Source organism: Flaviramulus multivorans (assembly GCF_021728415.1).
In the GTDB taxonomy this organism is placed as follows: Bacteria; Bacteroidota; Bacteroidia; order Flavobacteriales; family Flavobacteriaceae; genus Sabulilitoribacter; species Sabulilitoribacter multivorans.
This window is the reverse complement of record NZ_JAKKDV010000002.1, coordinates 717,987-733,238: the sequence shown is the minus strand read 5'-3', so window position 1 is coordinate 733,238 and position 15,252 is coordinate 717,987. Positions and strand designations below refer to the sequence as shown.

At 32.3% G+C, this 15,252-nt stretch carries 13 protein-coding genes; 8 read left to right on the top strand and 5 right to left on the bottom strand.

Annotation, left to right across the window (positions count from 1 at the left end):
* The first annotated feature begins 33 nt into the window (after positions 1 to 33).
* Both der and L3X39_RS08150 read left to right on the top strand, forming a co-directional pair.
* The gene (der, locus tag L3X39_RS08155) at positions 34 to 1,338 is read left to right on the top strand and encodes a ribosome biogenesis GTPase Der (RefSeq protein ID WP_237231283.1); all 1,305 of its coding nucleotides are present in this window, start codon (positions 34 to 36) and stop codon (positions 1,336 to 1,338) included.
* An 83-nt stretch (positions 1,339 to 1,421) separates the two neighbouring features.
* Positions 1,422 to 2,426 (top strand): sugar kinase, encoded by a 1,005-nt coding sequence (locus tag L3X39_RS08150; protein WP_237231282.1) that lies wholly within the window; start codon positions 1,422 to 1,424, stop codon positions 2,424 to 2,426.
* A 4-nt stretch (positions 2,427 to 2,430) separates the two neighbouring features.
* On the opposite strand, the gene L3X39_RS08145 is transcribed toward L3X39_RS08150, so the two are convergent.
* The 5 genes from L3X39_RS08145 to L3X39_RS08125 form a co-directional block, all read right to left on the bottom strand.
* Complete coding sequence (locus L3X39_RS08145; RefSeq protein WP_237231281.1) at positions 2,431 to 3,261, bottom strand: TPM domain-containing protein; 831 nt, start codon at positions 3,259 to 3,261, stop codon at positions 2,431 to 2,433.
* The gene (locus L3X39_RS08140; RefSeq protein ID WP_237231280.1) at positions 3,261 to 3,698 is read right to left on the bottom strand and encodes a TPM domain-containing protein; all 438 of its coding nucleotides are present in this window, start codon (positions 3,696 to 3,698) and stop codon (positions 3,261 to 3,263) included. Before L3X39_RS08140 ends, L3X39_RS08145 begins: the two co-directional genes overlap by 1 nt.
* A complete protein-coding gene (locus L3X39_RS08135) occupies positions 3,698 to 4,285 on the bottom strand; it encodes a LemA family protein (protein WP_237231279.1) in 588 nt (195 codons plus the stop codon). Before L3X39_RS08135 ends, L3X39_RS08140 begins: the two co-directional genes overlap by 1 nt.
* A gap of 130 nt (positions 4,286 to 4,415) precedes the next feature.
* Complete coding sequence (locus tag L3X39_RS08130) at positions 4,416 to 4,745, bottom strand: MerR family transcriptional regulator (protein WP_237231278.1); 330 nt, start codon at positions 4,743 to 4,745, stop codon at positions 4,416 to 4,418.
* Entirely contained in the window at positions 4,745 to 5,716 is a 972-nt protein-coding gene (locus L3X39_RS08125; protein ID WP_237231277.1) for a M23 family metallopeptidase, read from the bottom strand. The genes L3X39_RS08130 and L3X39_RS08125 overlap by 1 nt, the downstream gene beginning before the upstream one ends.
* Positions 5,717 to 5,853: 137 nt before the next feature.
* On the opposite strand from L3X39_RS08125, the gene alaS reads away from it, so the two are divergent.
* The 6 genes from alaS (at position 5,854) to L3X39_RS08095 (ending at position 15,236) form a co-directional block, all read left to right on the top strand.
* On the top strand, positions 5,854 to 8,466 hold the full coding sequence (gene alaS / locus L3X39_RS08120; protein WP_237231276.1) for an alanine--tRNA ligase: 2,613 nt from the start codon (positions 5,854 to 5,856) through the stop codon (positions 8,464 to 8,466).
* Positions 8,467 to 8,498: 32 nt separating this feature from the next.
* Positions 8,499 to 9,449, top strand: a complete 951-nt coding sequence (locus L3X39_RS08115) for a GSCFA domain-containing protein (protein ID WP_237231275.1) — start codon at positions 8,499 to 8,501, stop codon at positions 9,447 to 9,449.
* A 78-nt stretch (positions 9,450 to 9,527) separates the two neighbouring features.
* A complete protein-coding gene (locus L3X39_RS08110) occupies positions 9,528 to 11,435 on the top strand; it encodes an outer membrane protein assembly factor BamB family protein (RefSeq protein ID WP_237231274.1) in 1,908 nt (635 codons plus the stop codon).
* Between the two features lie 523 nt (positions 11,436 to 11,958).
* Positions 11,959 to 13,905, top strand: a complete 1,947-nt coding sequence (locus L3X39_RS08105; protein ID WP_237231273.1) for a tetratricopeptide repeat-containing sensor histidine kinase — start codon at positions 11,959 to 11,961, stop codon at positions 13,903 to 13,905.
* Positions 13,902 to 14,552 carry a response regulator gene (locus L3X39_RS08100; protein ID WP_237231272.1) on the top strand — a complete coding sequence of 217 codons (651 nt, stop codon included), beginning with the start codon at positions 13,902 to 13,904 and terminating at the stop codon, positions 14,550 to 14,552. Before L3X39_RS08105 ends, L3X39_RS08100 begins: the two co-directional genes overlap by 4 nt.
* Positions 14,553 to 14,621: 69 nt before the next feature.
* Positions 14,622 to 15,236: a DUF4230 domain-containing protein gene (locus L3X39_RS08095; RefSeq protein ID WP_237231271.1), complete on the top strand. Its 615-nt coding sequence runs from the start codon at positions 14,622 to 14,624 to the stop codon at positions 15,234 to 15,236.
* Positions 15,237 to 15,252 lie beyond the last annotated feature (16 nt).

Here is a 15,252-nt window from a genome sequence, read left to right as displayed (position 1 = left end):
TTATCAGTTAAAAGCTGTTTACAATAATTATTTATGGGCAATATAGTAGCTATAGTAGGAAGACCAAATGTAGGGAAATCAACATTCTTTAATCGTTTAATTCAACGACGAGAAGCTATTGTTGATGCGGTAAGTGGCGTTACTAGAGATCGTCATTATGGAAAAAGCGATTGGAATGGCAAAAAGTTTTCACTTATTGATACTGGTGGTTATGTTTTAGGAAGTGATGATGTTTTTGAAGCGGAAATTGACAAACAAGTTGAGTTAGCTATTGATGAAGCTGACGCTATTATTTTTATGGTTGACGTAGAAACAGGGGTAACAGGAATGGATGAAGATGTTGCTAAGTTGTTACGAAAAGTAAATAAGCCGGTTTTTTTGGTTGTAAATAAGGTTGATAATGCAAAACGCTCTGAAGATGCTGTTGAGTTTTATTCGTTAGGTTTAGGAGAATATTTTACCATTGCTAGTATTAATGGGAGTGGTACAGGTGAATTACTAGATGCGCTTGTTGAAGCCCTTCCAGAAAAAGAAAGAGTTGTAGAAGAAGAATTACCTCGTTTTGCTGTAGTTGGTCGCCCAAATGCAGGAAAGTCATCATTTATAAATGCTCTTATAGGAGAGGATAGATATATAGTTACTGATATTGCGGGAACAACACGTGATGCCATTGATACAAAATATAATCGTTTTGGATTTGAATTTAATTTAGTTGATACAGCGGGTATTAGAAGAAAAGCTAAAGTAAAAGAAGATTTAGAATTTTACTCTGTAATGCGTAGTGTTCGAGCCATAGAGCATTGTGATGTTTGTTTATTGGTATTGGATGCCACTAGAGGATTTGACGGACAAGTTCAAAATATATTCTGGTTAGCCGAACGTAATAGAAAAGGTATTGTTGTTTTGGTTAATAAATGGGATTTAGTGGAGAAGGACCATAAATCAGTTAAAGAATATGAAAAAAGTATTCGCCAGGAAATGGAACCATTTACTGATGTACCAATTATATTTATTTCGGTTCTAACAAAACAACGAATTTTTAAAGCTATAGAAACGGCAGTTGAGGTTTACAAAAACCGAACTAAGAAAATAAAAACGAGTAAACTTAATGAGGTTTTATTACCAATAATAGAAAACTATCCACCTCCAGCATACAAAGCAAAATTTGTGAAAATTAAATACATTATGCAGTTACCAACGCCACAACCGCAGTTTGCTTTTTTCTGTAACTTACCTCAATATGTAAAAGACCCTTATAAAAGGTTTTTAGAGAATAAGTTACGTGAACATTTTGACTTTACTGGTGTTCCTGTAAGTGTTTATATGCGAAAAAAATGATCCCAAAAAGGAAATCATTTTAAAAACATAGCTTGATTATTACATTTATTGATTATTTTTAAATGGTTAAAATAATCAATAATATGAGTCAGATAATAACCTTTGGAGAGGTTCTTATGCGAATTTCACCTCGTGGATACCGAAAATTTATACAGTCGAATACCGTCGAATTTTTCTTTGGAGGCACCGAACTAAACGTAGGGATTTCTATTGCTAACTTTGGTGGAAATGTAAAACATATCACTTGTCTTTCTAGCGATTTTATTGGAAATACTGCATTAGCTTACCTTAATAAATTCGATTTAGATACAACAGCCATTGTGCGGTCTAACAGACCATTAGGTGTTTATTTTTTAGAGGTGGGAGCAGTAATGCGCCCTAGTTCAATTTCTTATAATCGATCCCATTCTGCTTTTTCAGAAATTAAACCCAGTATGGTTAATTGGGAAAAATCATTAGAAAATGGTAGTTGGTTTCACTGGACTGGAATTACTCCTGCATTAACACAAGGAAGCTTTGATACTTTAAAAGAGGGCTTAAAATTGGCGAAGAAAAAAGGAATGCAAGTTTCGGCAGACCCAACGTATAGAAGCGGACTTTGGAAATACGGAGTAGATGCTAAAGAAGCTTTAACCGAGTTACTCCATTGCTCAACAATATTTATTGGAGGAATTAACGAAATGAATGAAGTTTTAGACGCTAATTTCGGATATAGTAATGACGAATTTATTGAAGCCAGTAAACAACTTATTGAAAAGTTCCCCTCAATTGAGAAGGTTTTTGATAAAATTAGAACCTCTATTAATTCGTCATGGCATAAAATTCATGCTAGAATGTGGAATGGTAAAGAGTTTAAAGAAACTCCAGATTTTGATATAACTCATATCGTAGATCGTATAGGAACAGGAGATGCTTTTGCAGCAGGATTAATTTATGGGTTACAACATTATGATGACACTAAATCTATGGAGTTTGCAAGTGCAGCATGTGCCTTAAAACACACTTATGTTGGGGATGTAAATTATACAACCGTTGATGAGGTTTTACGTATAGTAGATGGCAACGTAACAGGGCGTTTTAATAGATAGTTTTTTACCAGCTACCAGAAGCACCACCACCACCAAAGCCGCCACCACCAAAGCCACCACCAAAGCCACCACCTCCTGACGACCATCCACCGCCAGAGCTTCCTCCCCAACTGCCACCGGAGCTTCTTCGGTAATTACCGCGTCCCATATTGCTTAATATAATGGCTTCTAGAATATCTGAACCTGTACTTCTGTGACCTCTATTGCCACCACCTCGCTTACTTTTTGAAATGGATATTAGTATGATAATAAATATGATGATAAGTATGAATATAATTCCAATAGGGAATTCATCATTTGATTTTCGAGTTCCTTGATATTCGCCTTTTAAAACTTCAAAAATAGAATCCGTTCCATTATTTAGTCCACCATAATAATCACCTTGTTTAAAATAAGGAATAATATCACGTTCTATAATGCGTTTAGACATGGCATCGGTTAACAAATGCTCTACACCATAACCTGTATTTATAGCTATTTTTCTGTCTTTGTGAGCTAATAATATAAAAATACCATTATCATTTTCTTTGCTACCTCCAATACCCCAAGCATGACCCCATTTTGCGCCTAAATATTTTATTTCTTCTCCTTTCGTGGAAGGAATAATTGCTATAACAATTTGAGTTGAGGTAGTATCAGCATATCTAATTAGTTTTAATCTTAATTGTTCTTTTTCATAAGGCTGAAGGAAATCATCTTTATCATAAACGACATAATCTTTCTTAATTATATTCGGATTAGTAGGCTTTTCAGGAATCTCAAATTGAGCGGTCGCTATATGATTGACACCAAAGCTTAATAAAAATAAAAAAATAATGTGTTTGAATTTAAACATTAGCCTTTAGAAATTTCGTTGGTAAGCTCGTTAGTGTCTAAATCAGAATAAGGGAAATATTTTTTAAGCTGTTCGCCTGATTTTAAAATACCTTCTACCAAGCCTTGCTTGTATTGCCCTAATTTAAAATGGGATTGCATCACGTTTTTGGTACTATCCCAGAAATCTTTGGAAACAACCCTATTTATGCCTTCATCACCATAAATAACAAAGGTTTTATCTTCTACTGCTACATAAATTAATACAGCATTTTGAAGCTTGGTATTGTCCATTTTCAATAAATGAAAAACCTCCAAAGCACGATTTGTAGCATCGCCATTAGAAGTTTTTTCAAGATGGACCCGAATTTCTCCAGAAGTATTTAACTCTGCAACTCGAATAGCATCAACAATTTCCTGTTCTTCTTTAGTAGTAAGAAAATCTTCAATTTTTGACATTAAAATTCTACTTTAGGAGCGTTTTCACTACCCGGTGCACTTTTGTATCTAGGCATTTCTTCAAAACCAAATAACCCAGCTAATAATTTTCCAGGAAACTTGGTGGTGTATTTATCATAAACATTTACGGCTTCGTTATACCTATTGCGCTCTACATTTATTCTGTTTTCAGTTCCTTCTAGTTGAGATTGTAATTCTAAAAAGCTTTTATCAGCCTTCAAATCTGGATAGCGCTCAACAGTTACTAAAAGTCTAGACAAAGCGCCACTTAAACCTTGTTGTGCCTGTTGAAATTGCGCCATTTTTTCCGGTGTTAAATCATTAACATCAATAGTAGTTTTTGTGGCTTCAGAACGTGCCTTTATAACACCTTCTAAGGTTTCTTTTTCATGTTCAGCGTAGCCTTTTACAGTTGCAACAAGATTAGGTATTAAATCTGCACGACGCTGATAAGCACTTTCAACATTTGACCATGCCGTTTTTGCATCGGCTTCATATTCAACAGCTGTATTATTAAATCCTTTTGCCCAAGAATAGATTCCGATAACTACGATAGCAACGATAATCCATGGTAAAAATTTCTTCATAATTAAAATTGTTTAGTTAGTGATTTTTAAAGTTATTTATATGACACAAAACTTGTAAAAAAGTTACATGATTTAGGTCTTTTTATAATAATCTTAAGTATAAATGTAATGGTTAAATAGAATGATACTTTTAAAGGTGTTGCTTTATTTTGATAAGCTGAGTTTTAATATCCTCAAGTTTACTTACAATCTCAAAATTGCTAAGAGCCTGCTTTTTTTCTTCTTTTAAATGAATTTTAGCGCCTTCGAGTGTAAAACCACGTTCTTTAACTAAATGATAAATAAACTTAAGGTTTTTAATATCTTCAGGAGTAAACTTGCGATTGCCTTTAGCATTTTTTTTAGGCTTAAGTACATCAAATTCTTTTTCCCAAAAACGAATTAAAGAGGTATTAACACCAAATGCCTTGGCTACTTCGCCAATACCATAATATCGTTTTTCTGGTAAATCTATATGCATTAATCTAATGATTGGTTTTCTAATGAAGCATGCTCCAGCATTTTGCTAAACTCTTCAGCCGTTAAACTTCCATAATAGAAGTTTATTGGGTTAATGCGCTCTCCGTCTTTAAAGATTTCATAATGCAAATGCGGTGCTTCAGAGCGCCCCGTACTACCAACAAAACCTATTAAATCACCACGTTTTACTTTTTGGTTTTTCCTAACATTGTACTTGTATAAATGTGCGTATAAGCTAGTATAACCATAACCATGGTCTATCCTTATGTGTTTTCCATATCCTGATGAATTACTATCGGCGCGCTCTACAACGCCATCTCCTGAAGCGTAAATTGGTGTGCCTCTTGGAGCAGTAAAATCCATTCCCCAATGCATTTTTCTAACTTTAGTAAATGGGTCGGAACGCATACCATAACCAGATGCCATTCTTGTTAAATCCTCATTGCTTACTGGTTGAATAGCAGGAATTGCAGCCAGTAGTTTTTCTTTTTCTTCGGCAAGTTTTGCAATTTCATCTAAAGACCTTGACTGAACAACAATTTGCTTCTGAAGTATGTCTAAACGTTTATTGCTCTCAATAATTAACTTAGAATTATCAAAGCCTTCTAAATTTTTATATCTGTTAATACCACCAAATCCAGCTTTTCGCTGTTCTTCAGGTATTGGGTTTGCTTCAAAATAAACACGGTAAATGTTGTTATCTCTATCGGCAATATTAGCTAGAACTGCTTCGGCTTGTTCCATTTTTTTATTAAGCAATTCAAATTGCAATTGTACGTTCTGTAATTCTCTTTTTAAAGCACGTTCTTTAGGCGATTCAACATATTGACTGGCAATAAAAACGAATATAATGGCAAAAAACGCAGAAGCTAGTAAGAACAGAGTAGCATACTTAAACGCCGTACGTTTTTTACGCTCTATTTTTTTATAAGAAAGCGACTCTGCATCGTAATAATATTTTACCTTACTCATTTCTTAATTTATACTATTTTTGCACTTTATATTAAACCAATTCAAATAAAACTTATAATAAACTTTAAATAAACGAGTAAATATAAAAATTGTTTTGCAATTAATATAATTTAACAACACTGTAACTATATACCTTAATGAAGTCACAAGATATTCGATCTAAATTTTTAAGTTTTTTTGAAGATAAAAAGCACAGTATTGTACCATCTGCACCAATGGTGTTAAAAGACGATCCTACTTTAATGTTTGTAAATTCTGGTATGGCGCCTTTTAAAGAGTATTTTTTAGGAAATGCTCAACCTAAAAATAATAGGATTGCAGATACCCAAAAATGCTTACGTGTTTCAGGAAAGCATAACGATTTGGAAGAGGTTGGCTACGACACATACCACCATACACTTTTTGAAATGTTGGGGAATTGGAGTTTTGGTGACTACTTTAAAAAAGAAGCCATTGCTTGGGCTTGGGAATTGCTTACTGAGGTTTATGGTATTAATAAAGATATTTTATATGTAACGGTTTTTGAAGGCGACAAAAGTGATAACCTTCCTATGGATGTGGAAGCTTTTGATATTTGGAAACAATACATTAATGAAGACCGGATTTTAAAAGGAAACAAAAAAGATAACTTTTGGGAAATGGGCGACCAAGGTCCTTGTGGACCATGTAGCGAAATTCATGTAGATATACGTTCGGCTGAAGAAAAAGCAAAAACTGATGGAAAAACTTTAGTTAATGCTGACCACCCTCAAGTTGTTGAGATTTGGAATTTGGTATTTATGCAATACAATCGCAAAGCCAATGGTAGCTTGGAAGCTTTACCCAATAAGCACATTGATACGGGTATGGGGTTTGAGCGCTTGTGTATGGTGTTGCAAGGAGTTCAAAGTAATTATGATACCGATGTATTTACACCTATAATTCGAGAAATTGAAACTATCGCTAATAAGGATTATGGTAAAGACGGAAAGGTTGATGTTGCTATTCGTGTGATTTCTGACCATGTTCGTGCTGTAGCTTTTTCTATTGCTGATGGACAATTACCAAGCAATACGGGTGCGGGTTATGTAATCCGTAGAATTTTACGAAGAGCTATTCGATATAGTTTTACGTTTTTAGACCAAAAAGAACCATTTATTTATAGGTTGGTTGAGGTTTTAAGTAAGAAAATGGGAACCGCTTTTCCAGAATTAAAATTACAAAAACAACTTATTGAAAATGTAATAAAAGAAGAAGAAGCCTCTTTTTTACGCACTTTAGAAAAAGGATTAATATTATTAGATACCATCGTTAGCGAAACCAAGGGCGAAACTGTTTCAGGTGAAAAAGCATTTGAATTATATGACACATATGGCTTTCCTATCGATTTAACAGCTTTAATTCTTTCAGAAAAGGGATTGAAACTGGATGAAAAAGGTTTTAATGAAGCCCTTCAAAAGCAAAAAAATCGTTCTCGAGCGGCAAGTGAAATGAGTACTGACGATTGGGTGATACTAGTTGAAGATACCGAGCAAGAATTTATAGGTTATGACACTCTAGAAGCTAATGTGAAAATTACCAGATACCGAAAAGTAACCACAAAAAAAGAGGGTGAAATGTATCAATTAGTATTTAATTTAACCCCATTTTATCCTGAAGGTGGCGGGCAAGTGGGTGATAAAGGTTATCTGGAAGATATACATGGTGATGTAGTTTATATTTTAGATACCAAGAAAGAGAATAATGTGATTATTCATTTTGCCAAAAACTTACCTGAGCATTTAAATGAAACGTTTAAAGCGGTTGTAGATGAAAAGCAACGCCGAAGAACAGAGTCTAATCATACGGCTACACATTTGTTACACCAAGCATTGCGAGAGGTTTTAGGTGATCATGTTGAGCAAAAAGGTAGTGCCGTACATTCTAAATACTTGCGTTTTGATTTTTCTCATTTTGCTAAACTTACTGTTGAAGAATTGAGAGATGTCGAAAATTTTGTAAATGCAAGAATTGAAGGTAAATTACCTTTAATAGAAAAAAGAAATATTCCGAAAGAGGAAGCGCTTGCCGAAGGCGCCATGAGTTTGTTTGGTGAAAAATATGGAGATACTGTGCGTTCTATCCGTTTTGGTCAGTCTATTGAACTTTGTGGTGGTACTCACGTTAAAAACACTGCTGATATTTGGCATTTTAAAATTGTTTCCGAAGGAGCTGTGGCTGCAGGAATAAGAAGAATTGAAGCTATAACGAATGATGCGGTTAAAGATTTTTATTTTGAAAATAACAGAGCTTATTTTGAAATGAAGGACTTGCTTAACAATGCCAAAGAGCCAGTAAAAGCATTGCAAAACTTACAAGAAGAAAATTCCAATTTAAAAAAGCAAATTGAACAACTTTTAAAAGATAAAGCTAAAAACATAAAAGGTGATTTAATTAATGAATTTACCGAAGTTAATGGTGTTCAGTTTTTAGCTAAAAAGCTAGATTTAGATGCAACTGGTTTAAAGGATGTTGCTTTTGATTTAGGAAGTCAGTTTAATAATCTATTCTTGTTGTTTGCTACCGAGGCAGACGGTAAAGCGTTGTTGACTTGTTATATTTCTAAAGAGTTAGTAGCTGAGAAAGGCTTAAATGCTGGTCAGGTAGTTCGCGAATTAGGTAAATACATTCATGGAGGTGGTGGCGGACAACCATTTTTTGCTACAGCAGGAGGAAAAAATCCAGATGGAATTAGTGAAGCTCTAGCTGAGGCTCAAAAATACATTCAATAACTTGTCATTCTGCACTTGATGCGGAATCCACCATGAAACTACAAACAAAAATACCACTTCAACCGCAACAGCATAATCAAATAGATTATAACTCTAGTGTTTTGTTATTGGGTTCGTGTTTTGTAGAAAATATTGGTAGCAAATTAAACTATTTTAAGTTTCAGAATCTTCAAAATCCGTTTGGTATTTTATTTCAAACTTTTGCAATTGAAAAGCTTATCACCAATGCCTTAAATGAAAAGGAATTTACTAAGGACAGTATATTTTTTCTTAATGAGCAATGGCATTGTTATGATGCACATTCTAAACTAAGTAATGCTTCAGAAAATGAATTGTTACATGTCTTAAAAGAGCAAATCAGTTTAACAGCTAAACAACTTCACAATTCATCTCACATCATCATTACGTTAGGAACTGCTTGGGTTTACAAACATCTTGAAACGAATACAATTGTGGCCAATTGCCATAAAGTACCACAAAAGCAATTTTTAAAAGAATTGATGTCTGTTGATGAGGTTGTAGAATCATTACAATCAATTATTACGTTAGTCAGAAGCGTTAACAAGAAAGCATCTATACTATTTACCGTGTCTCCTGTTCGTCATCTAAAAGATGGCTTTATTGAAAACACACAAAGTAAAGCACATCTAATTACAGCAGTTCATCAAGTTGTTAACACAAACAAGTCTATTTACTATTTTCCGTCGTATGAAATTATGATGGATGAACTTCGTGATTATCGCTTTTATAAAGAAGATATGATTCATCCCAATGAAACTGCCATACAGTATATTTGGGAGAAATTTAAAGATGTTTGGATTTCAAAGTCAGTAAATAAAATTATGGATGAGGTGGATTGCATTCAAAAAGGGCTTCAACATAAACCTTTCAATCCAAATTCTGATGCTCAAAGAGAATTTCTTCAAAAATTACAAGTTAAAGTAAAAACCCTTCAAACTCAGTTCCCTCATATTGTATTTTAAATATACGTAATTCATCGTATTGATTGTTTTTCAATTCTATTGCAATTTTGAACAGTTATTAACACTAAAAATTCAACAATGAGAAAATTTAATCAATCCATACTATTAATATTAGGGGTTTTAATAATTAATTATAGTACGGCACAGAAAGCACAAACCCCAGAAAATACGTATGAATTAGGAGCAAAAATTAATGAGATGACCTTAACAGTTGGCGGAATATTGGTGGCCGCTACTAATGAAGGCTTGGTAGGAATTGATCCTAAAAACAGTGCACCGATATTTACTTTTAACAATTTTGGAAAACTAGAACCCGAGGAAACAGACTTTATTCCAGACTCCCCATATATTGTAGTTTCTCAAGGGGCAAATTCTAAATTTGCAGGATTGGCAAAAACAAAGCGAGCGGTTATAAATTATATTAATGGGAAAGTTATTTTTAATTCTGAAACTGATAACTGGAATCAAATTTTTACTTGTAACGTGGTATTACCCCAAAACAAACTTATAGTAAGTGGTATCCAAAAAGAAGGTGATAAATTTGAAAAAATGACTCCTAAATTAGCGGTGTACGATCTAGAAACTCAAAAGCTAGATTATAGTTTCTTTTTAGATAAACCCGGTAGGGTAGGAATAGGCAAAGATTTTAGTGTAACGGGAACACCATTACTGTTGAAAGATTTTTTAATCATCCCAACTGCACAAGGTCTAATTGCAAAAAAACATAATGGTGAAGATTTATGGGAATGTAAAATAAAAGGCATCAATTGGATGGTTGCCGATAAAACTGAAAAAGAAATTTACGGTTTTGAAACAACAACTAATGGAAAAAACACGCGTATTCATAAGATTGGAAGCAATGGTGTTGAACTTTGGAAAGATGACAGAAAAGTACAAGGAAACATATCAAACTTTCAAATTTTACCGCAAGGCTTAGCTGTAGTTAGTGATAAAAGCTCTGGCGGAAGTATTAGTGTATTTGCTGCTAGCGATGAATCGGAAATTGGATTTTTAAGCGCTTCAACAGGCGAGGATTTATGGGAAAAAGCTCCAAAAACAAAAGGTTATGTACAGCATTTTTATGTTCAAGATGATGGCATTCTGTTTGGTATTCAACAAGGAGGAATTAATAAGATTTCTTTTGACGGAAAAACACTGTTCAAAAAACCGTTAAAAACCGGTGAAAATATTATGTTAATGGCAGAATCTCCTCAAGGATTAATTTACATAACTAGTGAAGATGCCAATATTGTAGATTTAAAAACCGGCGATCAGGTTTGGAGCAAACCGCTAAAGTATAAAAGGGCAACTTCGGTAGCTTCTACTTTTGATAGCTCTAATAACCGATATTTAATTGCAGCCGATGGAAAAATTATGGCTATTGATGCTAATTCTGGTAATGTAAGCGATTTTGCAAAATGTGATTTTGATGAAAAAGAAGACCCAAGTAGCATGGAAATTAGAAATGATGGTGTGTTTTTATCTTCGGATCAAAATATGACTTTGGTAAATTTTGATGGAGATGAAGTTTATCATGCGTATCATAAATCACCAGGAAGAAGTACTTTTGGTAAAATAGTTGGCGGAGCCTTGGCAGTTGCATCAACAGCAATGGCAGTTGGTATGAGTGCTAGAGCAGGAGCAAATCGTACGGGTTATGGTAGTATGAACGATTTAAGTAGCTATAACGATTATGGTAAAGAAGCCAAAAGAGCTGCAGATATGTTTTCTGGTATTGCCACTGCATCTTTTGCTTATTTGGCTACCCGTTTTAAATCTACAGCAGCTACTGAGAATGCACAATTTATTTTAACTAGTTTAGATGAAGGTACAGGATTAGTTAAAGTAAATAAAGATACAGGGAAGATAGAAAAAGAAATAGTACTTAAAGATAAAAAACCTGAATATCAGGTAGATGAAATTTCAGGAGTTTTATATTACAAAGCTAACGATAAAACGATTTACGCTTACAATTTGCAAAACTAAATCTTGTTGTTGAGGTTTGTTTGATTAGGCGTAATAACCGAATTATTGCGCTTAATCTTTTTTAATAACACTTAATCGAAAAATTAATTGAGGATAAAAAGTTTAAATTAATTTTAAAATGCTATTAATCAGTTCATATTTTAAACACCAATTGTCAGACCAATAAATTTGGAATGCATTTGGTGTTTTTTTGTGGACCATTTTTATAGAGTTTGTAACTTATACTTTACAATATGATATTCGATAATCTATTAGCTTGCTTAATTTTTTTACTAGTTTTTCTATTGTTAAGTTTTTGTTTTAAGGTTGTTTTTGAAACTGAGATTGTTAAAAAGTTATCTAAAAATAAATTATCATTATTAAAAGAAAGCTTGGTAAATGAAAACAATAAGCAAGTAAAAAATATTCAGACAGATTTATTTATTGATGAATTTAATAAAATACTATTTAATCGTATTTTGAAAATTACTGAAGAGATACTATTATTACAAAAACTTATATTTAATAAGGAATCATGATTTAAATGAAAAAAAGTATTCTCTATTTTATTGCTTTACTAACTAGTTTTTGTTGTTATTCTCAAAATACTACTAAAATTATAGACAGTCTAAAATTAGAACTAACTAAACCAACAAATGATAAGTTAAAAGCAAAAATATTTGGTGATTTAACATGGTATTACAGCTCTATCTCAACAGACTCAGCCTTAGTTTATGGAAAAAAGGCACTTAAACTAGCACACAAACTTAAAGATTCTTCGTTTTTGTCGCAAACTATAAGCGACAACGGAGTTGTTTACTATTTAAAAGGAGATTATACTACTTCTGAAAAGCTTTTTAGAGAATCTTTAAAAATCAGAACTTTTCAAAAGGATTCTGCGGGTATGGCTTCGCTAAATTTTAAATTAGGAAATATTTTTTATAAAAAAACACTTTTAGATACTTCTATGGTTTACTATTTAAAAGCCCTTGACTTTTATGAAAAAAAGAATGTAGAAGTTGTTGCTAACTCATTAAAAAGTAACATTGGAGCCATTTATATGAGTTTGAAAAATTACTCAAAGGCGTTGGAATATTTTAATTCGAATATTGCGTTTTTCGAAAAAAATAACCAACATGAGTTTTTGGGTAATGCATTAGTAAATAAGGCTAGTGTTTATTTGTTTTTAAAAGACACGACTAAAGCAATTTATAATTTAAAAAAAGGCATTGAGGCTTCTGAAAAAGTAAATGCGTTTCCAACTCTAGGTTCAGCTTACAATAACTTAGGAACAATTTATAATGATAAAAAAGAGTTTCAGCAGGCAAAAAAATATATACTTAAATCGATTCAAATTAGAGAAAAGACAAATTTGAAAACTGAATTAGAAAGTTCTAAGCTAACGTTGGCAGGTATTTATAATCAACTGGGAGAATTTAAAAAATCGAAACCTATTTTATTAGATAACTTGAAAGTGTTTAAAAAAGAGGGGATTACGGATAAGCTTTTGTTGGTTTATTTACAACTTATACCAATTTATGCCTACGAGTCTAAAGCAGACAGTGTTTCTTATTATACAAACTTATATGTAAAAACTCAAGAAACAATGGCTCAAGAGAATATGCAAAATATTACAAGTGAGTTGGAAACAAGATATCAAACCGAAAAAAAAGAGAAAGAAATTCTTTCTCAAAGAGCTAATTTAGCTGAAAAAGAACTTCACATTAATCATAAAAACACACAAATTATTGGACTGGGTGTTTTAGCCGCAGTACTAGCAATTTTAGGATATTTGTTATTTAATCAACAAAAATTGAAAAACGCACAATTACAAAAGGAAAATGAGCTGAAAGTAGCATTAACTAAGATAGAAACACAAAATAGATTGCACGAACAACGCCTTAGGATTTCGAGGGATTTACATGATAACATTGGAGCACAATTGACTTTTATTATTTCTTCAATTGAAAATTTACAGTTCGGTTTTAAAATATCAAACAAGAAGCTTAACAATAAGTTGCAAGATATTAGTGCTTTTGCAAAAGATACAATTTATGAATTGCGAGACACCATTTGGGCGATGAATAAAAACAGTATTACTTTAGAAGATTTGCAGGTTAGAATTTCAAACTTTATTGAGAAAGCCAATATTTCCTCAAACTCTGCTAAATTTAATTTTAATATTGATAAAGCACTCTCTAAGGATTTAGAATTTGCATCTGTAAAAGGCATGAATATTTATAGAATTATTCAAGAAGCTGTTAACAATGCTATTAAATATTCAGAGGCTTCAACCATTAATATAGATATTAAAACTAAAAATGAGTATATCGAATTTTCAATTTATGATGATGGTAAAGGGTTTGATAAAGATTCAATTGCGTATGGAAATGGATTGAATAATATGAAAAAAAGATCAAATGATATGAACGCTAAGTTTAATTTAGAAAGTGATATTAATAGTGGTACAAAAGTAAGTTTAATTGTATGAATATTAAAATAGCTATAGCTGATGACAACAGTTTTTTAATTAATGCCGTAAAAGAAAAGCTTTCTTTTTTTAAAAGCTTAAGTTTCAAATTTTCAGCAGCGAATGGTTCAGACTTATTAAGGAAGTTGGAAGATAATCATAATCTCGATTTAATATTGATGGATATTGAAATGCCTATATTAAATGGTATTGAAGCAACAGAAGTTGTAAAACAAAAGTATCCACATATTAAAATTATAATGCTTACTGTTTTTGATAACGATGAAAACATTTTTAATGCCATAAAAGCTGGTGCTGATGGGTATTTGTTGAAAGAAATAAATGCAAAAGATTTACACGATGGTATTATTGACACTATAAATGGCGGTGCTGCTATGAATCCTTCCATCGCTTTAAAGACTTTAAAGTTACTTCGAAACCCAATAACAATTCAGAACAAAGAAGATAAAGAAGACATTCAATTAACTTCAAGAGAAATTGATGTCTTAGAGCAATTAAGTAAAGGGTTGAACTATAATAAAATTGCTGATAACCTTATTTTGTCGTCGGGAACCGTTAGGAAACATATTGAAAACATCTACAAAAAGCTACAAGTACACAACAAGTTAGAGGCTGTGCAAAAAGCTCAGAGAAATAATTTAATTTAATTGTCGTTTTGATTTTTTCGATTGATTTCATATTGCAGGGAACTAATGTTTTTTTGTTTAAATTCGTATATGCGAAAAATTCTATTTGGTGTTATTGTTACTTTAATTGTTTTATTCACTTTTAAATATTGTGGAGAAAAGAGAGAAGATAAAATTGTACTTCAAGAAAGTTCAGCGCTTATTCAAGAACAAATAAATAATGTTGGAAAACTTATTGTAACCGAAGGGCATTTTAGTGAAGTTTTCAACTATAAAAACTCAAAAGATATTTTTGGAGATTTTTTTACTTCTGAAAAAAAAGCATTAGTTGTTGTTAATGCAGACGTTACTATTGCCTACGATTTAAGTAAAATTGAATTTGAAATAGACCAAGCAAACAAAACACTTACTATTTTAAGTATTCCAGAAGAAGAAATTAAAATTAATCCAGATTTGGAGTATTATGATGTTCAGGCAGATTTTTTAAACCCTTTTGAGGCCAAAGATTATAACGATATTAAAAACATAGTAAAGGCTTCTTTAACTAGAAAGATTGAAGCTTCCGATTTAAAAACGAATGCTAAAAACAGATTGATTAGCGAGCTTTCAAAGTTTTATATTCTAACAAATTCGTTAGGATGGACTTTAAAGTATAACGAAACCCCCATTTTAAAAAACGAAGAATTACAATATATAAAGTTGTAGTTTTGCGTATCTTCAT

Coding starts and splice junctions, on each gene's coding strand:
- der (WP_237231283.1), top strand. CDS start 34: ATGGGCAATATAGTAGCTATAGTAGGAAGACCAAATGTAGGGAAATCA.
- L3X39_RS08150 (WP_237231282.1), top strand. CDS start 1,422: ATGAGTCAGATAATAACCTTTGGAGAGGTTCTTATGCGAATTTCACCT.
- L3X39_RS08145 (WP_237231281.1), bottom strand. CDS start 3,261: ATGTTTAAATTCAAACACATTATTTTTTTATTTTTATTAAGCTTTGGT.
- L3X39_RS08140 (WP_237231280.1), bottom strand. CDS start 3,698: ATGTCAAAAATTGAAGATTTTCTTACTACTAAAGAAGAACAGGAAATT.
- L3X39_RS08135 (WP_237231279.1), bottom strand. CDS start 4,285: ATGAAGAAATTTTTACCATGGATTATCGTTGCTATCGTAGTTATCGGA.
- L3X39_RS08130 (WP_237231278.1), bottom strand. CDS start 4,745: ATGCATATAGATTTACCAGAAAAACGATATTATGGTATTGGCGAAGTA.
- L3X39_RS08125 (WP_237231277.1), bottom strand. CDS start 5,716: ATGAGTAAGGTAAAATATTATTACGATGCAGAGTCGCTTTCTTATAAA.
- alaS (WP_237231276.1), top strand. CDS start 5,854: ATGAAGTCACAAGATATTCGATCTAAATTTTTAAGTTTTTTTGAAGAT.
- L3X39_RS08115 (WP_237231275.1), top strand. CDS start 8,499: ATGAAACTACAAACAAAAATACCACTTCAACCGCAACAGCATAATCAA.
- L3X39_RS08110 (WP_237231274.1), top strand. CDS start 9,528: ATGAGAAAATTTAATCAATCCATACTATTAATATTAGGGGTTTTAATA.
- L3X39_RS08105 (WP_237231273.1), top strand. CDS start 11,959: ATGAAAAAAAGTATTCTCTATTTTATTGCTTTACTAACTAGTTTTTGT.
- L3X39_RS08100 (WP_237231272.1), top strand. CDS start 13,902: ATGAATATTAAAATAGCTATAGCTGATGACAACAGTTTTTTAATTAAT.
- L3X39_RS08095 (WP_237231271.1), top strand. CDS start 14,622: ATGCGAAAAATTCTATTTGGTGTTATTGTTACTTTAATTGTTTTATTC.